The sequence below is a fragment of the Actinoplanes campanulatus genome (assembly GCF_014647795.1).
Taxonomy (GTDB): domain Bacteria; phylum Actinomycetota; class Actinomycetes; order Mycobacteriales; family Micromonosporaceae; genus Actinoplanes; species Actinoplanes campanulatus.
Genome location: NZ_BMPW01000005.1, coordinates 329,157 through 351,239 on the forward strand (window position 1 = coordinate 329,157; position 22,083 = coordinate 351,239).

General features: G+C 71.9%; 16 protein-coding genes. 8 read left to right on the forward strand and 8 right to left on the reverse strand.

Annotated features, from left to right (window positions below):
* Nucleotides 1-12 precede the first annotated feature (12 nt).
* From IEZ13_RS12330 to IEZ13_RS12345, 4 genes are read left to right on the forward strand one after another with little or no spacing between them, the layout of a single operon-like run.
* Nucleotides 13-2,211 carry a DUF4132 domain-containing protein gene (locus tag IEZ13_RS12330; RefSeq protein ID WP_183221372.1) on the forward strand — a complete coding sequence of 733 codons (2,199 nt, stop codon included), beginning with the start codon at nt 13-15 and terminating at the stop codon, nt 2,209-2,211.
* Between the two features lie 6 nt (nt 2,212-2,217).
* On the forward strand, nt 2,218-3,876 hold the full coding sequence (locus tag IEZ13_RS12335; protein WP_183221374.1) for a tetratricopeptide repeat protein: 1,659 nt from the start codon (nt 2,218-2,220) through the stop codon (nt 3,874-3,876).
* A 52-nt stretch (nt 3,877-3,928) separates the two neighbouring features.
* On the forward strand, nt 3,929-4,702 hold the full coding sequence (locus IEZ13_RS12340; protein ID WP_183221376.1) for an AAA family ATPase: 774 nt from the start codon (nt 3,929-3,931) through the stop codon (nt 4,700-4,702).
* Between the two features lie 8 nt (nt 4,703-4,710).
* A complete protein-coding gene (locus IEZ13_RS12345; RefSeq protein ID WP_229794640.1) occupies nt 4,711-5,367 on the forward strand; it encodes a class I SAM-dependent methyltransferase in 657 nt (218 codons plus the stop codon).
* 111 nt (nt 5,368-5,478) lie between these two features.
* On the opposite strand, the gene IEZ13_RS12350 is transcribed toward IEZ13_RS12345, so the two are convergent.
* Genes IEZ13_RS12350 through IEZ13_RS12360 form a run of 3 tightly spaced genes read right to left on the reverse strand, consistent with a single transcriptional unit; the run spans nt 5,479 to nt 8,854 of the window.
* Complete coding sequence (locus IEZ13_RS12350) at nt 5,479-6,384, reverse strand: pectate lyase family protein (RefSeq protein WP_183221378.1); 906 nt, start codon at nt 6,382-6,384, stop codon at nt 5,479-5,481.
* Complete coding sequence (locus tag IEZ13_RS12355) at nt 6,384-7,304, reverse strand: pectate lyase family protein (protein ID WP_183221380.1); 921 nt, start codon at nt 7,302-7,304, stop codon at nt 6,384-6,386. The genes IEZ13_RS12350 and IEZ13_RS12355 overlap by 1 nt, the downstream gene beginning before the upstream one ends.
* Nucleotides 7,304-8,854 (reverse strand): pectate lyase family protein, encoded by a 1,551-nt coding sequence (locus tag IEZ13_RS12360; RefSeq protein ID WP_183221382.1) that lies wholly within the window; start codon nt 8,852-8,854, stop codon nt 7,304-7,306. The genes IEZ13_RS12355 and IEZ13_RS12360 overlap by 1 nt, the downstream gene beginning before the upstream one ends.
* 284 nt (nt 8,855-9,138) lie before the next feature.
* Between IEZ13_RS12360 and IEZ13_RS12365 the strand changes: the two genes are divergently transcribed.
* Nucleotides 9,139-10,332 carry a right-handed parallel beta-helix repeat-containing protein gene (locus IEZ13_RS12365; protein ID WP_183221384.1) on the forward strand — a complete coding sequence of 398 codons (1,194 nt, stop codon included), beginning with the start codon at nt 9,139-9,141 and terminating at the stop codon, nt 10,330-10,332.
* Between the two features lie 7 nt (nt 10,333-10,339).
* On the opposite strand, the gene IEZ13_RS12370 is transcribed toward IEZ13_RS12365, so the two are convergent.
* Nucleotides 10,340-11,839, reverse strand: a complete 1,500-nt coding sequence (locus IEZ13_RS12370; RefSeq protein WP_183221386.1) for a GTPase family protein — start codon at nt 11,837-11,839, stop codon at nt 10,340-10,342.
* Between the two features lie 72 nt (nt 11,840-11,911).
* Nucleotides 11,912-13,627: a GTPase family protein gene (locus IEZ13_RS12375; protein ID WP_183221388.1), complete on the reverse strand. Its 1,716-nt coding sequence runs from the start codon at nt 13,625-13,627 to the stop codon at nt 11,912-11,914.
* Between the two features lie 136 nt (nt 13,628-13,763).
* Between IEZ13_RS12375 and IEZ13_RS12380 the strand changes: the two genes are divergently transcribed.
* From IEZ13_RS12380 to IEZ13_RS12390, 3 genes are all read left to right on the forward strand, one after another.
* Nucleotides 13,764-14,993 (forward strand): helix-turn-helix domain-containing protein, encoded by a 1,230-nt coding sequence (locus IEZ13_RS12380; RefSeq protein WP_183221390.1) that lies wholly within the window; start codon nt 13,764-13,766, stop codon nt 14,991-14,993.
* Entirely contained in the window at nt 14,990-17,599 is a 2,610-nt protein-coding gene (locus tag IEZ13_RS12385; protein WP_183221392.1) for a TIR domain-containing protein, read from the forward strand. Before IEZ13_RS12380 ends, IEZ13_RS12385 begins: the two co-directional genes overlap by 4 nt.
* A 73-nt stretch (nt 17,600-17,672) precedes the next feature.
* On the forward strand, nt 17,673-18,818 hold the full coding sequence (locus IEZ13_RS12390) for a hypothetical protein (protein ID WP_183221394.1): 1,146 nt from the start codon (nt 17,673-17,675) through the stop codon (nt 18,816-18,818).
* Here the strand turns inward: IEZ13_RS12390 and IEZ13_RS12395 are convergent.
* The 3 genes from IEZ13_RS12395 to IEZ13_RS12405 form a co-directional block, all read right to left on the reverse strand.
* The gene (locus IEZ13_RS12395; protein WP_183221396.1) at nt 18,758-19,981 is read right to left on the reverse strand and encodes a sensor domain-containing phosphodiesterase; all 1,224 of its coding nucleotides are present in this window, start codon (nt 19,979-19,981) and stop codon (nt 18,758-18,760) included. The two genes, IEZ13_RS12390 and IEZ13_RS12395, sit on opposite strands and share 61 nt — an antisense overlap.
* Nucleotides 19,982-20,043: 62 nt before the next feature.
* A complete protein-coding gene (locus IEZ13_RS12400; protein ID WP_183221399.1) occupies nt 20,044-20,898 on the reverse strand; it encodes a hypothetical protein in 855 nt (284 codons plus the stop codon).
* A 2-nt stretch (nt 20,899-20,900) separates the two neighbouring features.
* Nucleotides 20,901-22,076, reverse strand: a complete 1,176-nt coding sequence (locus IEZ13_RS12405; protein WP_183221401.1) for a prolipoprotein diacylglyceryl transferase — start codon at nt 22,074-22,076, stop codon at nt 20,901-20,903.
* Nucleotides 22,077-22,083: the final 7 nt, after the last annotated feature.

A 22,083-nucleotide genomic window follows, 5' to 3' on the forward strand; every position in this document is an offset into this window, starting at 1 on the left:
GGGGGTGTGCCGGTGACGGACGATGCGACGGTCATGGCGTGGGAGGACGGCGAGCGGGAGCGGTGGCTGTCGCGGACCGCGGCGCTGGGCCACGGACCCGAGCAACCCGGCTGGGCCGACGCGGTGGACGCCGCCAAGGACCTCACCGATCTGAAGTCCCGGCAGGTGTCGTGGCTGCTCGCCGAGGGCCCGGAGGCGACCGCGCGGAAGCTGCTCGGCAAGACCGACGAGATGCGGTACCGGGTGCCGCACCGGATCGACCTGAGCCGGGTCGCGGTGGCCAGATTGGGAGTGGACGCGCTGCCGCTCGCCGTGGCGGGCGCCGCCCACTCCGCCGACCAACTGGGCGTGCTGCTGCTGCCGTTCCGCGGTCCGGAACCGGCCCGTCTCGCGGCGGGATGGCTGCGCCAGCTCGGCTCGGCCCGGATGTGGGCACGGTTGTGGCTGGAGCGGCACGCCGAGATCGCGGCGCGGGCACTGGTTCCGGCCACGATCGGGCGGGCCGGCGCCGGCCGGCGCAACGCCGAGGACGCGGTGCGCCATCTCGCGTCGATCGGTCACGGTCCGATGCTGATCAAAACCGCCGAGGGGTACGGAGCGGGCGTGCACGCCGCGGTCATCGCCCTGGTGGGAGCGGACGACGGCGTGCGCACTCCCGTACCCCCGCTGTTCTCGACGCCGGCGCGAGCCGCTCGGAGGGTGAAGGTTCCGCCGTGGCTGAATCTCGGCGAACTGCCGAAGATCCTGCTGACCGCGGGCGGGACCATGCCGGCCGAGGACACGGGCCGCCTGATCCTGGCGCTGACCTCGTCGCGGCTGGCGGATCCGCCGGAGCCGGCGCCCGGTGTTCCGGAGGGGCCGTTCGGCCGGCCGGTGGTGGTCGAGTCGTGGGAGGCCGCGCAGCCGATGGTGGCGCCGGCCGATCCCGAGGTGGAGAAGCTGATCACCGGGTGTGATCGGCAGAGCCTGGCGGAATTCGGGCGGGCGCTGGTGGAAGCGTGGATCGCCGGTGGCCTTCCGCCGTCCGAGGCGTGGGTGGTGGTGGCACAGGCGCACCTCGGCGACGACGCCACGGTGGACTATCTGGCGCCCAAGGTGCGTGCCTGGCCGCAGGACAGCCGTCACCAGCGGGCCATCGAAGGGTACGCGGTGCTGTGCGCGATCGGATCGGACGCGGCGATGCGGCATCTGCTGGCGATCGAGCAGCGCATGACACCCGGATCCCGCAACCACCGGCTCCGCGTCTACCTCGCCCAGGCCGCCGCGGGCCGCGGCATGACCGTGGCGCAGGTCGCCGACCGGCTGGCGCCGACGCTCGGCCTGGACGCCGGGATCACACTGGACTACGGGCCGCGCTCGTTCCCGGTGGTCACCGACGAGCACCTGACCGCCTTCGTGCAGGGGCCGACCGGGAAGCTGCTGGCCCGGCCGCCCAAGCCCGGTGTGAAGGACACCAAGCCCGAGGCGTACCCGTGGTTCCTGCAGTTCAAGAAGGATCTGCGGGCGGCCGCGGCGGCGCAGCTCATCCGCCTGGAACGCGACATGTTCGCCCGCTACGAGCGGCCGGCCCGCGATCTGACCGGCTTCCTGCTGCCGCACCCGGTCCTCGGCCCGATCGCGCGCCGGCTGCTGTGGGGCGAGTACGACGCCGGCGACCGCCTGATCCGGGCGGTCCGGGTCGCCGAGGACGGCAGTCTTGCCGACCTCGACGACGACACGGTGACCCTCGACGGCGACGCCCGGCTGCGCATCGTGCACCCGGCGGAACTCAGTGACGATCTGACGTCGTGGGCACGGGTTCTCGCCGACTACGAGATCATGCAGCCGTTCCCGCAGGTGAACCGGCCGGCGGTGGTGCTCACCGAGGCCGAGCGCGCGGCGACCCGCCTGCCCGGCTTCGGGCCGGTCCGGAACAACCGGTTCGAGGAGCCGGTCAACGGCCGCTGGCACGGCGAGGGGCACGGCACCTCGTACTCGCCGTACACCCGGCTGTGGACCGAACTGCCCGGCGGGCTGACCCTGCTGGCCGAGCTGGACAAGCCGGTGTCGACCTCGTCGTACGATCCGGGTAGCGAGCACCGGATCACCGAGATCTGGGTCGACGAAGCGCAATCGGACCACTTCGGCGCCGCACGGCGGATCCCGTTCGGCGACGGTGATCCGGTCGCCCTGTCCGAGGCCCTGGTGGAGCTGTACGCCCTGAGAGGTTGACCCGCCATGCCGACCGCGTCCGAGCAGGCCCTCGCCCTGGCCGGGACGATCGCGGCCCGGATCGGCGCCTACCGCCGGTCCGGGGACGCCGCGGCCGTGCTGGCCCCGGAGGCGGTCGAGGAGGTCCGGCGGCTGTGGCTCGCCACCGCCTACGCCGCCCTGTGGGAGGGCGGTGACGGGCCCGCCGAGTGGGAGCTGCTGGCCCTGTCCGGATGGCTGCACTGGTGCCGCCATCTGGCCGCCCCGTCGCCGGCCGACGACCACGCGGCTGCGCTCGACCACTTCTCCGAACTGCTGCTGCACCGGCAGGGCGACGAGATCGTCCCGGAGCGGGCGCGCCGCGACATCGACGAGATTCCCCGCGACCGGTGGGACGGCGCCGCGGCCCGGGTCGACCGGATCGGCGAGACGCCCGAACTCGACCGGATCGATTTCGAGCTCCCGCTGCTGCGGGACCGGCTGGCACGATCGTCGGACCGCGACTTCGACACCCTTGACACGCTTGCCGGCCGGCTGCACGAGCGCTTCGAGCACAGCGGCGACATCCGGTTCCTCAACGAGGCGATCGACCTGATCCGCGGCCGGCTGGACCGGTTGCCCCGGCGTCGGCGCCGGCTGGTTCGCGGCCTCGTACTGTGCCTTCTGGGCACCCTGTTGACGACTCGGTTCAACCACATCGGCGAGCTGAGCGACGCGGACGAGGCGATCGATGTCCTCGGGCGGGCGCTCGCCGTGCAGCGGCGCAACGACCCGGCACGGCCTACCATCCTGTCGACGCTCGGAGTGGCGCTGCGGGGCCGGTACGACCGGTTGCGGAACCCCGCGGATCTCGACGCGGCGGTCGACGCCTGCCGGACCGCGACCGCGTTACCCAGCGGTGCGGGCATGACCCTGATGGGCCGGGCCGAGATGCTCAGCAACCTCGGTGTGGTCCTCCAGATCCGCTTCGAGGCGCACCGGCGGCTGCCGGACCTCACCGAGGCGATCGAGGCGCTGCGGGAGGCGATCACGCTGCTGCCGGCGGACGATCCGGAACTTCCCGGGTACGACTCCAACCTCGGCCTCGCGCTGCGTCACCGGTTCGACGCCACCGGCGCGGCCGAAGATCTCGACGAGGCGGTACGCCTGTTCGAGGCGGCCGTCGACGGCACCCCGGACGGGCACCCCGACCGGGTCATGTACCTGTCGAATCTCAGCGCCACCCTGCAATCCCGCCACGCGTTGTCGAGCCTGCCGCGGGACGGCCGACGGGCCCGCGACACGGCGTACGAGGGCGTCGCGGTGCGGTCGGCCCCGGTCGCCGAACGGGTGAAGGCGGCCCAGCACTGGGGCCGCAGCGCCGCGGCGATGGCCGACTGGGCGGACGCCGCCGACGGGTTCGCGGCCGCCGTCGACCTGCTGCCGCTGCTGGCCTGGCGTGGCCTGAACCGGACCAGCCGCGAATTGCTGCTGCTCGACTGGCGGCACCTGACCGACAACGCGGCGGCCTGCGCCTGCGCGGCCGGCGACCCGGCACGTGCGCTGTGCCTGATGGAGGTGGGCCGGGCGGTCCTGTGGACACAGCAGCTCGACACCCGGACCGACCTCACCGCGGTGCGGGACGTTGCTCCCACCCTGGCCGACCGTCTCCTGACCGTCGCGAACGGCATGGAGGCCCCCGCCTGACCACGGTGAGCGCGCGCCGGACAGGTGCCCACGAACCCGTTATGGTTTGTCGATGAAGCGACCCCGGACGGTCGTCCTCAACGGCGATCTCGGCAGTGGCAAGACGACCGTGTCGGTGATGCTGGCGGACCGGCTGGGGGTGCGCCGGGTCAGCATCGGTGATCTTTACCGCCGAATGGCCGCGGAGCACGGCATGACCGCACTGCAGTTCAACCTGCACTCGGAGCTGGACGACAAGGTCGACCACTACATCGACCAGCTCCAGCACGACATCGCGGCCTCAGGCGAACGCCTGGTGGTGGACAGCCGACTGGCCTGGCACTTCTTCACCGACGCGCTCAAGGTCCACCTCATTGCCGATCCAGCCGTGGCGGCCCGACGGGTGCTCGCCCGGCCCGGTGACGCGGTGGAGAACTACGCCAGCGTCGAGGAGGCCGGTCGCCAGCTTGCCGGGCGCAGCGAAAGTGAACGGCAGCGGTTTCTGGCCAGGTACGGCGTCGACAAGAACGATCTCCGCAACTACGACCTGGTCTGCGACACGACGAGGGCGAACCCGGAGCAGGTCGTCGCGCGGATCGTCGACATGCTCGAGACTCCTGCCTCCGCCTTGCCGACACCGGCATGCCACCTCGATCCGAACCGCGTACGCCCGGCCGCGGTGACCGACGACGACGGCGAAATCGTCGTGCACCACCAGGCACCACACTTCTTCGCCATACGCGGACAACGGCGGCTGAGCGCCGCGGTGCGTGCCGGCGAAACCATGACTGCGATGGTCCTCACGTCCGGAACCGCAGCCGCCGCCGCTGGGCCTCCGGTGCGATGATGCCGGGCGTGACGGACCCAGTGGACTATCGCGGTGTGGAACAGGCCTACAACACGGTCGCGGACGCGTACGCCGACTATTTTCCGGACACCAGCGCCGAGCATTCGCTCGATCTGGCGATGGTCGATGCCTTCGCCGCCGCGGTGATCGCCGGCGGCGACCCGCGGATTCTCGACGCCGGCTGCGGCCCGGGCCGGCTGAGCCGGTATCTGACCGGTCGCGGCCTTCTGACCGAGGGTGTCGACCTCTCCCCCGGCATGATCGCCCGGGCCCGCAAGGAGAGTCCCGAGCTGACCTTCTCGGTGGCGTCGCTGACCGAGCTGCCGTTCCCGGACGACGCGTTCCCCGGCGTCATGCTGTGGTATTCGATCATTCACACGCCGCCGGCCGGCCAGGACCGGATCTTCGCCGAGGCGGCACGGGTGCTGCGCCCGGGCGGGCACCTGCTCGTCGGCTTTCAGCACGGCCGGGGAAGCCGCGACGTCGGCGAGATCTACCGTGGCATGGGCTACCACGTCGATCTGGAGCGCTACAACTACACGGCCGACGAGGTGGCGGCCCGCGCGGAGGCGGTCGGCCTGCGCGAGGTGGCCCGCATGGTGCGGCAGCCGCGCCCCGACGAACGCGACGGCCAGTCCTCGGTGCTGTTCCAGGCGCCCGCCTGACTCACCGGGCGGCGAGGAACACGACGCCGGTCGGGTGTCCGGTTCCGGGCGCCCGCATGGTTCGCCGGGCGGCGAGGCTGCCGCAACCTCGCCGCCCGGCCGGCGGACGGCTCAGATCCGGCCGGCTCCCGCGCCCGCCTGGACCAGCGACGGCACCGCCGTGGCCGGATCCAGGGTGTACGAGTAGTACGTGCTCGGCTCCACCACGGTCCCACCGGCCTGGCAGGTGCCGGAGGCGGTGAACACGTTGGCCCGCTGGACCAGGCGGCCCGGACCGCTGTCGGCGTAGCCGCCGGTGGAGTGGCACGGGTACGGCACCGCGCTGAAGTAGTTCCCCTCCACGACCACGCCGGCGTTCATCGTGGACGCGACCCCGTACAGCTCGTTGCCGTTGAAGTAGTTGTTGTAGACGTGCACCGGCTCACCGAAGCGCACCCGCGGATGCCGCTGCCGCGACCCGTCGAACCAGTTGTGGTGGATGGTCACCTTGAGATGGCCGACGTCGGTGCCGGACGCCCCGTCGGAGTGGCCGATCAGCATGCTCTTGTCGGTGCCGGCGAAGTGGTTCCACGACACGGTGACGTATTCGGCGCCACGCACGATGTCGATCGACCCGTCGACGGGGCGGACGAAGGTGTTGTGATCGATCCACACGTGATGTGACTGTTGACCCACGTTGATCGCGTCGTCCTCGGCGTCGACGAACGTCAGGTTGCGGATGATGACGTTGTACGACCGGTACATGTCGAACCCGCCACCGGTGATCGTCGCGTTCGTGCCGAGGCCGACGATCGTCTTGTTCGGGCGTACCCCCTGTTTGCTGGTGATGGCGATCGTGCCGGACACCTGGATGATCAGCGGGCCCACCGTGTCGATGGCTTCGAGCAGTTCGTCGGTGGTGTCCACGGTGACCGTGGCCCCGCCGACCCCGCCGGTCGTTCCGGTCGCGAAGCCGTCGGCCGCCGACGCGGGCGCCAGGGCGACCGGCAGCAGCAGGATGGCCAGAAGTCCGTGCATCACAGCCTCCCCACTCCCGCGCCGGCGGTGACCAGTGACGGCACCGACGACGCCGGATCGAGCGTGTACGAGTAGAACGTCGACGGTTCGGTGACGGCCCCGCCCGCCTCGCAGGCGCCGGAGTTCACGAACGCGTTGCCGCGCTGCACCAGCCGCCCCGGGGCGCTTTCCGCGTACCCACCGGTGGAGTGACACGGGTAGGGCACGTTCTCGAAGTAGTTGCCCTCCGCCACCACACCGGCGTTCTCGGTGGACGCGATGCCGTACAGCCCGATGTTCTTGTAGTAGTTGTTGTAGACGTGCACCGGCTCACCGAAGCGCACCCGCGGATGCCGCTGGTTGGAGCCCTCGAACCAGTTGTGGTGGTAGGTGACCCGCAGATATCCGACGTCGGCGGTATACGTGTCGGAGTGCCCCAGCAGCATCGTCTTGTCGGTGCCGAGGAACCGGTTCCAGGAGACGGTCACGTTGGTGGACTGCCGCTTGATGTCGAGCGATCCGTCGTAGCCGGGCAGGAACTCATTGTGGTCGATCCACACGTGGTGCGCCTTGTTCGTGACACTGATCGAGTCGTCCGAGGCGTTGCCGAACCGGATGTTGCGGATGATCACGTTGTTGCCGGGCCGGGTGGTGGTGCCCAGTTGCAGCCCGCCGCCGGTGATCTCGGCGGTGGATCCGACCCCGAGGATGCTCTTGTTCGCGACCACCGTGATCATGCCGCTCGCCGTGATCCGGCCGGCGACCATGATCGTGTACGGCGTGTTCGCCCCGGCGTACTGCGCCAGTTGAGCCGCGGTCGTGACGGTGACGGTCGGCCCGGCCACACCCCCGGTGGTCCCGGTGGCGAACCCGTCGGCCGCGGTGGCCGGCGCGAGCAACACCGCGGGCCAGGCCAGCAGGGTGGCGAGAATCGTGTGCATCACAGCCTCCCGACGCCCGCGCCGGCGGTGATGATCGCCTTCACCTGGTTCGGGTCATCCAGGGTGTAGCTGTAGTAGCTCGACGGCTCCTGCACGGTGCCGCTGCAATCGGGTGCGCCGGACTCCCCCACGAACACGTTGTTGCGGGCCACGCAGCGGCCGGACGGCCCGGCGTACGTGTTGGTGACCGGCTCCTCGACGTCCTCGAAGTAGTTGCCCTCGACCAGGCACCCGGCGGTGTTCTGGCAGGCCACCCCGGTATCGGTGTTGTAGAAGTAGTAGTTGTTGTAGACGTGCACCGGCTCTCCGAAGCGGACCCGCGGGTTGCGCTGCGGCGTCGCGTCGAACCAGTTGTGGTGGTAGGTGACCTTGAGTCGCCCGGTGTCCTGCGCGCCGTTCGCGTCGTCATGGCCGAGCAGCATGTTCTTGGTGTGGTGGTGGGTGTGGTTCCACGACACCGTCACCAGCGACGACCCGCGCTTGATGTCGATCAACCCGTCGTAGCCCTGGGCCAGATCGTTGTGGTCGATCCATACGTGATGGGAGTACATCTGTACGTTGATCGAGTCGTCACTGGCATTGCGGAACGTCAAGTTCTGGACGATCACGTTGTGCACCGCGCCGGCGGGCGGCGAGGTGACGTCCGAAACCGGTAGGCCGATGTTGAATCCGCCACCGGTGATGCCCGCGGTGGCGCCGACGCCGACGATCGACTTGTCGCTGGTCACGTCGTACATCCCGGCGGGCAGCGTGATCGTGCCGGCGACGCAGATGGTGAGCGGGCCGGGCGTGGCGATCGAGGAGAGCAGTTCGGCGGCGGTGTCGACCTGGACGGTCGGGCCGCCCGCGCCACCGGTGGTGCCGGCCGCGAAGCCGCCGGCCGCGCCGGTGACGGCACATCCGCCGGGCGGCGGCGGGGTGGTCGGTGACGGCGAGGTGGGCGACGGGCCGGGGCCCGGCGCGGCGGTGTCGACCGCGACATCATCGAAAACCGCGGCGGCGTACGACGTGACGAGCCCGATCCTGCCCCGCACGAACGTGGTGTCGGCGGCCCGGACCACGGCGGCCCCGTCGACGTAGCCGGTGAGCGCGCTGCCCCGCACGTCGAGCGCGAGGGTCCGCCACGTCCCGGCGCTGCCGCCGACGACCGCGGTGGCGAGGGTGGTGGCCGTGCCGCCGGACACCCGCTGCAGCTGGGCGGCGCCGCCGGCGATCACGAGGGTGTAGTACTGGCTGGTGGACTGGGCGCGGGCGGCCACCCCGGCGGAGGTGCCGGCGCCGATCTGTTTGACCCGTGCCCGCACCGAGTAGTCGGTCCAGGTGGTGGTTCCGGCCAGCGCGCGGGCGTTGGCGCCGGTGCTGGTCTGCTGGTAGGCGGGTGTGCCGTCGGTGACGATCGACCAGGCGCCGCCGTTGCGGCTCCAGCCGTCGGCGTCGCCGTCGTCGAAATCGTCGGTGAACAGGGCGTCGGCCCGGGCGGGGCCGCCGATCACCGCGCTGGCGAGCACGGTGATCGCGGCGCCGCCCACGAGCCATCCGATCTTGCGCATGGCTACTCCCGGGGGAACGGGGACGGGTAGCGGAAACAGCGTCGAGGGGATGTGGACGGTCGCATCGGGGAATGCAGCCGTCCGCGGCTGTGAAACCTCCGCGAAACCTTGTGGCCGACCCTAAAATCGCGCATCCGAGCCCGTCAATGCTTTCCGTTTGCAGGAATGTTGCAGTCGCACCCACTGCGAACCATGACGGATTGACCCATCTCGAACCCTGCTGTAGGTTCCCGGCGGGAAAGCGCATTCCCCCACGTCGGCGCGTTCCCGTAAAGGAGATCCCCATGAAATCCCGGAATGTGCTGGCCACGGCTGTCGCGGGCATCGCGGTAACCGCCGGAATCATCACCGGAATCCCATCGGCATCGGCGGCCACCACCACGCTCTACGTGGCGACGAACGGCAGCGACAGCAACGCCGGCACCCTGTCCGCGCCGCTCGCCACCATTCAGAAAGCGATAAGTCTGGTCCCGGCCGGCGGCACCGTCTCGGTCCGCGGCGGCACCTACGCGCTGACCACCAACATCCAGATCACCAAGAGCGGTACGGCGAGCGCGCCCTACACCCTCACCGCGTACGGCAGCGAGCGCGTGATCATCGACGGCGAAGCCCTCGGCTACACCCCGGGCGCGGTCGGCTCCACCATCCCCGGCGCGCAGCGTGGCGCCATCCACATGGAGGCGTCGTACTGGAAGCTCGTCCGCCTGGAGATCGCCAACGGCCCGTACGGGATCTACTGCGCCGGCTGCAACAACAACACGTTCGACCGCCTGGTCACCCGGAGCAACTACGAGACCGGCTTCCAGTTGCAGGGGTCCTCGGCGAACAACCTGATCCTGAACCTGGACAGCTACGGCAACCGGGACCCACGCAAGAACGGCGAGAGCGCCGACGGCCTCGGCATCAAGGAGGGCACCGGCACCGGCAACGTGGTCCGCGGCGCCCGGCTGTGGAACAACGTCGACGACGGCTTCGACGCGTGGCTGTTCACCTCGCCGATCACGATCCAGAACAGCGTGGCGTACGGCAACGGCTACAACCGCTGGAGCATCCCGAACTTCTCCGGCGACGGCAACGGCTTCAAGCTGGGCGGCAGCAGCGGCACCGGGCCCGCGGCCGCGCACACGGTCGGTAACACGTTCTCGTACAGCAACGCGGCGCACGGTTTCACCGACAACGGCAACACCGGCGCCATCGTGATCAACCGCAGCACGGCATGGAAGAACGTGAAGACCGGCTTCGACGTGGACGGCGGCTCCACCTCGAAACTGACCGCCAACCTGGCCGTCGGCAACGCCACCGCGGTCGCCCTCGGCTCGTCCACCGCCTCCGGCAACTCGTGGAACATCGGCGGCACGTGGACCCTGCTCAGCACCGACCAGTCGGTGATCACCGGGGCACGCGCCGCCGACGGCTCCATTCCGTCGTCCAACTTCCTGGTGCCGGCCAACGGCGCCGCCGTCGGCGCCAAGATCTAGGCGGGATTCAGGCGAGACCCATCGCCGGCGCCATCAGCCGGGCGACCTCCGGATCGGCGAGCAGCGACGCGGGATCGTACGAGTCGCCGAGCGCCTTCCGGGCCTGCGCGAACCGCCTCCTCAGGCGGTTCGCGCCGCCCGGCTTCTCCGCCAGGTCCTCGAACACCACCAGGCAGACGGCGAGCAGCAGGGCCGCGACCTGAGGGCCGTAGGGCTCCCACGTCACGACCACCCGCTCGTCCACCACCTGCGGCACCTTCTTGGTCTTCTTGACCGTCTCGTAGCCGGTGATGTAGTCGACGCGCCGCTTGTGGTAGCCGACGATCTTGTCGCGATAGCCGACGTGCACCTTCTTCCGGCGCTTCTGGGTGTAACGGCCGTGCTCGAACCACCCGATCACCCCTTCGATGACGTCGTCGGGCGGGCCCTCGACCATCCGGTACTCGTACACCTTTTCCCGCTCGATCTTCGGGTCGCTGTAGTCGGTCTCCTTGCGGCTGCCCCAGATCGGCACCTGCTCGGTGCTCACCACCACGGTGCGCATCTCGACCACCGGATCCCGGTGCTCCTTGCGCAGGTCGTCCAGGACCGTCCCGGCCAGTGTGTCCCACGCTGCCGCCAGGCCGTCCGGCCAGCGATGATCCGGCGTCCACGGCGACTCGGCGGCGAACGCGGCCACCACATCGTCGCGGTAACCGGCCAGCACCTCGCGGCCCTTCTCCAGCGATGACGGCGACTCGGCCCCGACCGAGGCGAGAAACGTGCCGAGCGCCTCACCCAACTGCGCGGACCACCGGGCCGGAGCCTCCTTCCGCTGGTAGGTCAGCAGGTCGGCGAGAGGCTTCCGGTGCCGCGGGCCGACCAGCTCCGCGATCGCCTCGATCAACCGCGGAAGACCCGCACCGGTACGGCAGCTGATCCGCACCAGCCGCTCCGGCCTCAGCTCGTGGCCGGAATCGAGGCAGACCTTGGCCACCTCGCCGGTGACGTCGGCGATGTTCTGGTCGGTCGCCACCCGTACCCCGCCCGCCCCGTCGAAGAGGTTGAGCACGAACAGGATCCGGTCCACCCCGTGGCAGGCGATCAGATCGGAGAGGTACGCGACGTCGCTGTAGCCGAACGCCCGGTGCGGCGCGATCAGGTAGAGCACCAGGTCCGGGCGCAGATCGGTGGCGGCGGTCGTCGCCTGCCGCCGCCCGCCGGGCCGGTGGGTCACCACGGTCAGCCGCTGGGCCCGTGGCCAGGTGTCCACCTGCGGCAGACCGAGCGCCATCCGGTTGTAGTTCTCGAACGCCTCGTCGCTGGCCACCCCGGGCAGGTCGGCGTATTCCAGCCCGCGCGGGAACAGGACCCGGTGAACCCGGTCGGTGCAGTTGATCCGGCCACTCGTGTCGAGCACCCCGTCCACGCCCAGCAGTGTGTTGCCGAGCGTCGACTTCCCGGCGCCGGTCTGGCCGGTGGCCACGATCCGGGGCAGGGTGTCGGTGGCACGAACACGGTCGTTCATCCGCTCCTGGACGAGCGTCGCCCGTACCCCGGAAATCGATGGAAGCGTGAGCCGCTGACGCATGGCCGGCCCTCACATTCCCGCGAGCCGGTCGTCGAGCACCCCGACGATCGCCGCCTCGGCCTGGCCGCCCTCGTGGGCCAGCTTGTCGAGCCGGGTGCGCTCCGGATGGAGCGCCAGCTCGGCCTGTTGCTGCGCGGCGGCGATGCACGCCTCGACTCCGGAGCCGTCGCCGGCCAGATGCCGGCGCACCCCGTGGCCGACGCCGACCAGCAGCTCGATGACCGGAACGCCACCGGCCAGCGACCGCTTGCCGACCACCTCGGGCACCACCGAGACCACCTCGGTGACGGTGGCGACGATCTCCTCGTCGTAACCGGTCACCCGCTGCTCGATCCGCTGGACCGGGGTCTGGTACTCCTCCGCCACCGTGCGCTCGACCGTGTCGTACGTCCGCTCCCGGGCGCGGGCGTTGATCCGGGCGTGGGACTCCGGGTCGAGGTTGCCGCCGAGCGCCTCCGCGACGTGGTCGACACCGGCCTCGAAGTACGCCCCCACGAACCCGAAGAAGCCCTTCTGCTGCTTCTCCTTGACCACCCGGTGGCGTACGTCCTTGATGTAACTGGTCGACTCGAAGGTCTCGATCCTCGGCGTACGGTGATAGATCGGCCGTTCCCGGGTCTCCACGCGGTCCGTGGTCACCGCCTCGGTACGCAGGTCGCGCGCCTTGCCCACACCGGCTTCGACCAGGTTCCCGATCTCGATGTCGACCTTGGCCAGCGCGTCCATGCCGTCGAAGGTGACAGCGGTGTGCTGGGCGACCGCGGTGGCCGCCTCGGCGAGCACGTCGGCGTCTCCGAGATGCTGGTCCACCGTGTACAGCGCGAGCCGGGCGGCGATCCGGTGCAGCACCCGCCGATGACGGCGGTCCCGCTCCCGGGCGGCGAACTCCTTGAGCTCGCCGTCGAGAACGGCCTGCACCTTGCCGAGCTTCGCCGACGGGATCGTGCGGCAGATCTCCCGCGTCAGGTCGCCGATGCCGAGCCCGCCGAGCGCGTCCAGTTCGACGAACCGTGGCTGGATCTCGCCACCCGGGAACACCCGGCGGTAGACCTCCTCGACCTCGTCCCGGGCGTCCAGCAGATTCTCCGGCGTGAGCAGGTCGACCCCGCTCCGGCGGAACCGGTTGAGGCAGATCACCAGCTTGGCCCCGTGGGCGGTCAGCATGTCCTGCAGAAAGTGGGCGTCGTCGCGGCCGAAGCCGGCGTGCGGGGCGATCACGTACACGATCGCGTCCGGCTGGTAGGCGGCCGACCGGGTGGGCCACTCCGAGGCCGGGATCTCGAACTCGTCGTAGGTGTCCGGCTCGTCGGGCCGGTAGTCCCGGACCTTCATCGTGGGCACCTCGAGACGGCCCAGCAGGGGCAGGCCGAGCGCGAGCCGGGTCACGTTCTCGTAGTTCTCCCGGCTGCCCGCGCCGGGCGTGTCGATGTAGCAGAGGTTGCTGCGCAGCAGCAGGCTGCCGATGTAGTCGGTGCAGTTGAGGCGCCCGGTCGATGGCATCACGTCCTCGCCGAACAGCAGATTCCCGATCGTGGTCTTGCCGGCCGACGTGCGGCCGGTCACGCAGACGACCGCCGGGCTGGCGAAAAGGCCACCCTGTTCCCGGTACGCGCCGAGCAGCCCCTCCGACTCCAAATGCCGCAGGGTGAGGATGCGCAACAGGTCGGGCTGGTCGGTGAAGAGCAGACGGAGGATCTCCAGTGGATCCTTGCGCTTGTCGGACATCCGGTGCGTCCCTTCTCTCGGCGCAGGTTTGCGCCCTGGGACCAACCGCATCACTGCGTTACCGTTTGCGGACAGACCGTTGCCGTTGCCAGCGGTGACCGGCAACCCGGGCAACCCCCGCCGATGGAGGGCGCCGATGGCCGTAGATCCTGCGTTCGGAACCGCACTCCGCCGCCTCCGGTCGGACGCGCGCCTGAGCCTTCAGCAGCTCGCCGAGCTTTCCAACGTGGACAAGAGCCACCTCAGCCGCTTGGAGAACCATCGGCGCGCGCCCGGCCCGCAGATCGCGAAGACCCTCGACGACGTGCTCGGCGCGGGTGGCGAACTCCTCCGGCCGGCGCAGGACCCGCACCCCACGCCGTCCCGGGCGTCCACTCCGACCTGGACGGTCGCGTTCGATCCGGACGGCTCGGGGCGCCTGCACGTCCACGACGACGATCCGGCCGTGGTCCGCTGGCCCCGGCCCGGCATCGCCGACCTGCACACCGCCGACCTGTTGCTGAACCAGCTCGCCACCCTGACCGAGATGGGCCGCTGGCACGGCCCGGCCACCGTGCTGCCGTCGCTGGTCAGCGCCGGGCGGACGGCCCAGGCGATGATCGGGGACATGCCGCGGATGGCGTCGGTGGCGGCCCGGTTCGCCGAGTTCGCCGGCTGGATGGCCCAGGAACTCGGCGACGACCAGGGCGCCCGGTGGTGCACCCTGCACGCGGCCGAGCTGGCCGCGGCGGCCGGCGACGACGACCTGACCGCCTACACCCACGTCCGGCTCGCGCTGATCAGCCTCTATCAGAGCGACGCCCATCGTACGGTCGAGCACGCCGTCCTGGCCGGCGCCGACCGCCGCGCCGGCCCCCGGGTGCGCTGGCTCGCGGCTCTGCGGGAGGCACAGGGCCACGCGCTCGGTGGCGACGACAGGGGCTTCCAACGGGCACTCGACCGGGCCCGCGAGTGGGGCGAACGGACCACGGACCACCACCGCACCCCACCGCTCGGCTCCGGCACCGCCGCCGACCTGACCCTGGTGACCGAGGGCTGGGGCCTCTACGACCTGGGCCGCTACACCGAGGCGGCGTCCACCCTGGAGGCCGGGATCAGCCGGGTCGGCGGGCTCACCAACCGCAGCGCGGTCCGGTTCCGGCTGCGGCAGGCGCTGGCCTGTGCCGCGGCCGACGACATCGACCGCTCCTGTGACCTGGTCGACGGCCTGCTCCCGGCGATCATCCGGCTCGACTCGGCGACGATCCGGGCCGACCTCGCGGCGTACGCCCGGGTGGTCCGCCGCCGATCGCGGGAACCCTCCGTCCGCGCCATCCAGCCCGGCCTGGTCGCGGCGCTGCACCGGCACCACGGGCGGGCCGCGTGACCGCCCGAACCCGGATCTTCATCAGCTTCCGCACCGACGACGGCGACGCGCACGCCGCCCACCTCGACCACCGGCTCTCCGAACTGTTCGGCGCCGGCCAGGTGTTCCGGTCCAGCCGGGTGATCAGGGCGGGCGTCCCGTTCCGGCAGGCCCTCGAGGAGGGCCTCGCCTCCGCCCGGATCACGCTCGTGCTGATCGGCAGGGGCTGGGCCGACCTGTCGGTCCTGAGCCGGCCCGGCGACTGGGTCCGCCGCGAGGTGCGGGAATCGCTCGAGGCCGGCATCCCGGTCGTGCCGGTGCTGCTCGACAAGGCCACCATGCCGCTGCCCGGCGAGATCCCGGAGGACCTGCACGACCTGCTCGGCCGCCAGTACCGCCCGTTGCGCAACCGGCTGTTCGACGACGATTTCCGGGCGCTCGCCGCGTCACTGCACGAAAGCGCACCGGAGCTCGCGGCGCGGCACTTCACGGCGGCCCACCCGGTGCTCGGGGCGCAGTCACCGCCCAGCGCGCTACTGCGGGCCGAGCACGCGGTCGTGCCCTTTCACGGCCGTGCGCCCGAGCTCGCCGAACTCACCGCATGGCGTGACCAGCCCGGCGGCCTGGCCGTCGCGGTCGTCACCGGCCCGGCCGGACAGGGCAAGACCCGGCTCGCCGCGGAACTGTGCGCCCGCACCACGCGCGGCCGGACGTCCGCGGTCCCCTGGGTGGCCGGGCCGCTCGATCCCGCGGCCGCGCCGTCGGCGGTTGCGGCGCTCAGTGACAGCGGAATCCCCATGCTGGCTGTTTTCGATCAGGCCGAGGAGTCGGTCGCCCGGATCGCCGAGGTCCTGACCGCGCTCGCCCGCCGCCGTCCGGGCGCGGCGCGGGCCCGGGTGCTGCTCATCGCCCGTACCGCGGGGCCGTGGCTGGAACGGCTCACCGACGAGGTCCACCCGTGGGCGTCGGCCGAGGTGCTCGCCGCGCGGCAGCTGGTGCTGACCGGCGTGCCCGACGGCGTGGACACCGCCTTCGAGCAGGCCCTCGGCGCCTACGCGAAGCGGCTCGGCATCACGGTGCCGCAACCGCCCCCGCCGGCGCCGGCGCATCTCGCCCGGCCTCTCGACGTGCACACGGCCGCGCTGCTCACCCTGTCCGGCATGCCGATCGACTCGCTGTTGATCGAGGAACGCCGCTACTGGTCACGGTCCGCCGGCGAGTTCGACCTCGACCGGCCGGGCCGGCTGCGGCTGGCCGCCACGGTCGCGGCCACCACCCTGTACGGCGGACAGCACCGCGCCGCCGCACTCGCCGTCCTGACCGCCCTGCTGACGTTCCAGCAGGAACCCGGCGGTGTCGTCGACTCCTACCTGCGCTGGGTCATGCACCTCTACCCGGCCGGCGACGCCCCGGCCGGCACGACGGCGCCGCACGCCCTGCGGCCCGACCGGGTCGGTGAGGATCACGTCGCGCGGACGGTCCTCGACCAGCCCGACCTCATCGACGCGGCCCGGATGGCCGATTTCGACCAGAAGCACCGGGCCCTGCTCGTGCTCGGCAACGCGTCGGCCCGCCATCCGGCGCTCACCGAGCCGATCCGCCGGCTGATCGAGATCGACCCGGTCAACCTCGTGGTCGACGCCATGTCCCTGCTGAGCAGCCTGGAGGCCCGCGAGCCGACGCTCGGCGCGGTCACCCGGCTCGTAGATCGGGGTGTCGCTCCGCTGGTGCTGTACCGGGTTCTGGACAGCGTGCCGGCCGAGCTGCCGGAGTGCGCCGCCCTGGTGCGCTCGACCGTGCGGCGGCTGTCGATGGCCGGCGCCGACGATCTCACGATGGCGGTCGGATCCCGGCTGCTCGCCCGGTCGCTGCTGGTCACCGGGCAGACCGCGGACGCACTGCGGGCGTCGGCGCGGGCCGTCGAACTGGCCCGGGACGACCCGATGCGGGCGCTGGCCCTGCACGTGCACGCCGACGCGCTCGCCGCGGTCGGCCGCACCGACGAGTCGGCGGCCGCGCTGGCCGAAGCGATCCGGCTGCTGGCGGACATGCTGCCCCCGCCCGGAAAACCGCCGGAGGAGCCGTCCGAGGCCCTCCGCTCCTACGCGGCGTCCGGCCGCTTCGCCGACCCGGAACGGCTGCTGCGCACCCTCGTCGAGGACTCGCCGGACCACCGGGAACTCCGCGACGAGTTACGCGAACGCGACCGCCTGCGCCGCCTCGGCCCACCGTCGAGCGCACCCGACACGCCCCGGCCGGCCGCGGGCGACTCGCTCGTGGCCGCCCTCGGGCTCACCGAGGAGATGCTTCCGGGCGCGGATGTCACGGCGCCGATGCTGCTCGCCGCCGCGCGGCGCGCCGGGCTGCCCGCCCGGGTGGTGCGGGTCGCGGCCACCGAGGCGCTGGGCTTCGAGGCGGCCGACCGGGAGTGGTGTCTCTACCGGGATCCGGCCACCCATCACGGCTGGTTCGCCGCTCCCCTGCACCGCGACGAGTTCGGCGAGCCCACGATCCCCGGCGACCGCCAGCTCCTGCTCGGCGCCGCCGATCCGGACACCATGCTCGCCGAGGCCATCGCCTGGATCACCGAGCCGGAGGAGCCCACCGGCTGGATGCGTCTGCTCTGATCGCGTCGAAAGAGCCTCACATCACCCTCTGGGGCGGATGAGGTGACCACGGCCTGCGGGTACGGTCGGACACATGAGGGACCCGTCGCGCACCCCGCCGCGATGGTCCGCGTCGTCCACCCCCTTGCGCCGGCTGGCATCCCTGGTGTTGAGCCTGCTTCCGCTCCTCCTGGTGGCCGGCCGTCGCCTCCGCCGGTCGTTGTCCGGCATCCCCGCGCATCTGATCGCGCTCCGCCGGAGCGCTGAGGAGCGGCTCGCGGAAATGCCGGCCGCGGCTGGCCACCGGGCGCGACGGCATCTGCATCGGTATCTGCCGCACATCGCCGCCTTGCCGGCCGCGGCCCGCCGCCGGGCGCGGGGACATCTCCGCCGTCTGCCGGCCCGGGCCCTCGCGGCCCGCGCCCGGACCGCCCGCAGCCTGCGGCTGTTCCTGCCCCGGATTCCCGGCCTGCTGGTGGCCACCGGTCACGGCGCGTGGCAACGACTCCACCTGCTGCTGGCCCGGATCCCGACGGTGCGCCGCCGCCGGGACGCTCTCGCCCGATGGCATGCCGAGGCGATCGAGGCCCAGCGCTACGCCGTCGAGGTGCTGGTCGCGGCCACCCGCGCCGCCGAGGCCGCCGAGCGGTGGCGGGAGCACTGGCGGCAGACCGATCAGGCCGCCACCGAGGCCTGGCAGAGCTGGCAGGACGCCGAAGAGCGGCTGGCGCGGGTCCGCGCGGCGACCGCGTTCCGGACACCGCGCACCCGGCGGACCGTCGCCGAGTACGCCGACCGCGCCCGTTTCCTGCACCGCGCCGCCGCGGCCGCCGTCGAGCGTGGTGACCTGCCCGCCACGGTGCTGGCCGACCTGGCCGCGGGCGAGGGCGGCTGGAATCCGAAGCTGCACCCGGTCGATCAGGAGCTGGTCCTGGGCCGGGCGATCGCCGCCGTCCGCAACCAGCTGTACCGGTGGGCCGCCGCCACCGAGGCGACCGCCTGGCACGATGCCCAGCTCGCCGTCGCCGCCCGGGACAGCCTGCGCCGGGAGGCGAACGCCGCGGCCGTCCGCGCCGAGGCCCGGCGCCACCACCTCCGGCCGGCCGGGCGACCGTCGCGGCCGGCGATGGCGCCGGCCTGGTCGTCCTGGCATCACGGCTGGGCGACGGCCGGGGAGCATCAGCGGGTGAGGCGTCCCACCATCGCGTGGGCGGCCGCGGTCACCAGAGCCCGGTCGTAACTGACGACGAACTCGAATTGCCGGTCCTCGTCCGGCCCGCTCTCCCCCAGGTCACGGGCGATCAGCGCGGCCGAGGTGTGCGCACCCAGCACCACGACGGTCCATTCATTGGCCAGCGGATCCCAGGGGTGCAGGCCGGCGCCGCGCACCCCGGGCGCCGGCTCCGGCGGCATGTCCACGCCGAGCACGGCGACGAACGGCAGCCGGTCCGCCAGGTCGCTGAACCGGCGCATCGTCGACGGCCCGAAGAACCGTACGTGCTCGAAGGCCGCCAGCAGCACCGGCGGCACGGCGGTCTGTAGCGCCATCAGTTCCAGCGTCTTCGACAGCGGCACGAGCAGGTGCTTCGGCGCGTGCCGGATCCGCCGTCCGGAGCCGACCAGCTGGTAGGGCGACTTCTGCAACGCCGTGCCGATCGGCCGGGGCCGGAACCGCTCGGGCTGGAACGTCGAGGGCGGAAAACGGCGCTCACCCCGGCTCCACAGCCAGCCCTGCCCCATGGTGGCCCCGAGCACGAGCGCCCGGGTGAGGTCCTCCGGCGTTTCGATGCCCTCGGCGACGACCTCGGCTCCGACCTCCTCGGCGTACGCCCGGACCGCCCCGGCGACGGCGACGGTGGCCGGATCCTTGATCGTCCGCAGCAGTTTGAGGTCGAGCTTGACCACTCTCGGCCGCACGATCGGAATGAAGGCGAGCGATTCCGGATGCACACCGATGTCGTCGAGGGCGATGGCGCAGCCCGCGGCCCGCAGCCGCTCGGCCGCGGTCAGCACCCCGGCGAGGTCCTCGAACAGCGCCCGCTCGGTGATCTCGACGACCAGCTGCACATGGTCGGCCCGCTCGCCGAGCGCGTCGAGGATGACGTCGAGCCGCTCGGTCAGCGTGCTTGGCTCCAGGTTGACGAAGAGCGTCACCGGCCGCCCGCCGGACATCCGCGCGGCGTCCCGCAGCGAGGCGAGCAGCGAGGCCCGTTCCAGTTCGGCGAGCTGCCCGGCGGCCCGGGCCGCTTCCAGAAGCGCCATCGGCGACGTCCCATCGGGGCCACGCATCAGCGCCTCGAACGCCAGCACCGCCCCGGTGTCGAGATCCACGAACGGCTGATAGACGCAGTGCACGTCGAGGCGGGCGCCGGCCATGACCGGACCGGTCGGTATCGGGCTCACCTATCACCCATCGGCACATCGACCGCCCGTTTGAGCGGCGGGCCGGACCGCCGGCGGTGCGGTCACACGGCGGTCAGGCGCCGGTCCGCCGCGTCCAGCAGGACGAGCGTGCCGCGGGCCAGCAGGCGGGTCTCGCGCTCGCGGGCGTATCCGGGTTCGAGCACCCGGGCCGGGTCGAGGGCCGCTCCGGTGGCAGCCGTCCGGGTGCCGCCGTCGAGGATCGTGTGGCACCAGTGCCGCAGATCGGTGACCGTACGAGCCAGACGGCACCCCACCGCGTCCACGGCCGCCCGCTCGGCATCCCGCAGCCAGCCGCCGAGCGCCCGCTCCAGCAGGCCGGCGAGACCGGTGCCGGCACGGGTGCCGACCTCGGCGATGGCTTGATCCGGAACACGCTCCCCCAGCAGCAGCCCGCGCCGGGCCGATCGTGCGACCCAGTCCCGCCGGTTGCTCGCCGTCGACCGGCAGTCCTCGATGCCGTCGACCACGACGGTCAGCCGGTGCGGGCCGACGACCTCCAGGGCCAGGGCCGTCCACGGCGCCAGTGGCGCGATCCCCGCGCCCGGGGAGGACACGACGTCCGTGTATCGAACCACGGCGAGCACCACGTCCACGTCGAGGATCGCGGCCCGTACCAGCCCGGAACCGACCGTGTCGTCCAGCGGCGGCGCCACCATGACGCCGAACTCCGGCCGGATCGCGGTGCCGGCCGTGCCGTCCCGCAACGCGGCCGCCACCGGGTCGCCGTCGCCGGCGTCGCGGCAGAGCAGGACCACCCGCGGATCCGGCGGACGGCCGTCCCGCAACGCCGTGATGTCCCCGGCCAGGCGCTCCGGGAGCACACCGTGGGTGACCGCGGCGGGCAGCGACATGAGGAGGTCCGCCGTGGCCGCCCACCGGTCGAGGTGTGGCCGCACGCTCACTCCGGCAGGTAGATGACACGTCCCGGATCGATGCCGGACGCCCGGCCGGGGAATCGCAGGACCCAGACCACCTTGCCCCGGAGCCGGGCCTCGTCGCGGACCCATCCGGAATCGGCGAGGGCGATGTTCTTGTCCTCCTGCAGCGTCTTGCGGACCCCGCTGAACGCCATCCCCGGGCGTACCGACATGCTGTAGCGGCTCGTCATCGGATGCCGGAGCAGCACCGAGTCGCGGATGTCGTTCAGGATCAACGACCACCAGCTGTCCTCATGTGGCAGCGGCCGCGGCACCAGCCCGCGGATCAGCTCGTCGAGCCGGATGAGCCCGTCCAGCTCCTGAGCCGATCCGGGCTCGTGGACGAGGATGTTGTCGATCTGCTGGCCCATCGTGGTGCGGTAGATCCCTGCGCTCTCCGGATTGGCGCGTTCCATCACCGACGTCATCAGGCGCCGGTCGCCGATCCACACCGCGGGGTCGTTCGCGGCCAGCCAGGCGAACCGGCGCGCGATGGGCAGCAGATCCCCGAGGCGGTCGGCCGCCCCGGGCCGGTGTTCCAGGGCCAGCTCCGGGCCGCCGCCGTCATGCCCGGGCAGCGCCGGCAGGTACGCGTCGTATTCGACGGGGAGGTCCACGTAGGCCGCCGCGATCTCCCGTGCCTGCTGGCGTACGGCTTTCGACTCCTCCTCGGGTAGGCGGATCAGGAGAAGGTGGATCCGTTTCCACAGGTCGGCGATCGGATCATCGGCCGGGCCGGCGCCGAGGCACCCGGCGTAGGCGGCGGCCGGTTCGGTGGACGTCAGCTCCCGCCACAGCGACTCCAGCTCGTCCCGGAAGGGATCGGCCGACGGTGGGAGACTCTCCCGTACCTCCGTGTCCTGATCCCCGGTGGTCACCTGATCCTCGGCGTCCTCCGGCTCGGGCTCGACCACCTCGGCCCCGACGGCCGCCAGCACCGGTTCCGGCTCCTCCGGCTCGCGGGCACGTTTGAGCAGCGAGTCCAGCGCCTGCCACGCCTCGTCCACCCGCGGAGGCCGGTCCCGCTCGTGCGTCACCCCGGTCAGCCACTTCAGCAGCTCCACCAGGTGACGCCGCAGCGCCTCGGTGTGCTCGCTCTCCGGAGACCGGAGGATGGCGAGCAGTGCCTCGTCCAATCGCGGTCCCTCGTCGCTCATCGGCACA

Excerpts from the sequence above, each read along its gene's own strand:
- IEZ13_RS12370 (WP_183221386.1), bottom strand. The coding sequence starts at position 11,839 with ATGAACGACCGTGTTCGTGCCACCGACACCCTGCCCCGGATCGTGGCC.
- IEZ13_RS12405 (WP_183221401.1), bottom strand. The coding sequence starts at position 22,076 with ATGAGCGACGAGGGACCGCGATTGGACGAGGCACTGCTCGCCATCCTC.
- IEZ13_RS12375 (WP_183221388.1), bottom strand. The coding sequence starts at position 13,627 with ATGTCCGACAAGCGCAAGGATCCACTGGAGATCCTCCGTCTGCTCTTC.
- IEZ13_RS12340 (WP_183221376.1), top strand. The coding sequence starts at position 3,929 with ATGAAGCGACCCCGGACGGTCGTCCTCAACGGCGATCTCGGCAGTGGC.
- IEZ13_RS12355 (WP_183221380.1), bottom strand. The coding sequence starts at position 7,304 with ATGCACACGATTCTCGCCACCCTGCTGGCCTGGCCCGCGGTGTTGCTC.
- IEZ13_RS12335 (WP_183221374.1), top strand. The coding sequence starts at position 2,218 with ATGCCGACCGCGTCCGAGCAGGCCCTCGCCCTGGCCGGGACGATCGCG.
- IEZ13_RS12390 (WP_183221394.1), top strand. The coding sequence starts at position 17,673 with ATGAGGGACCCGTCGCGCACCCCGCCGCGATGGTCCGCGTCGTCCACC.
- IEZ13_RS12380 (WP_183221390.1), top strand. The coding sequence starts at position 13,764 with ATGGCCGTAGATCCTGCGTTCGGAACCGCACTCCGCCGCCTCCGGTCG.
- IEZ13_RS12365 (WP_183221384.1), top strand. The coding sequence starts at position 9,139 with ATGAAATCCCGGAATGTGCTGGCCACGGCTGTCGCGGGCATCGCGGTA.
- IEZ13_RS12350 (WP_183221378.1), bottom strand. The coding sequence starts at position 6,384 with ATGCACGGACTTCTGGCCATCCTGCTGCTGCCGGTCGCCCTGGCGCCC.
- IEZ13_RS12360 (WP_183221382.1), bottom strand. The coding sequence starts at position 8,854 with ATGCGCAAGATCGGATGGCTCGTGGGCGGCGCCGCGATCACCGTGCTC.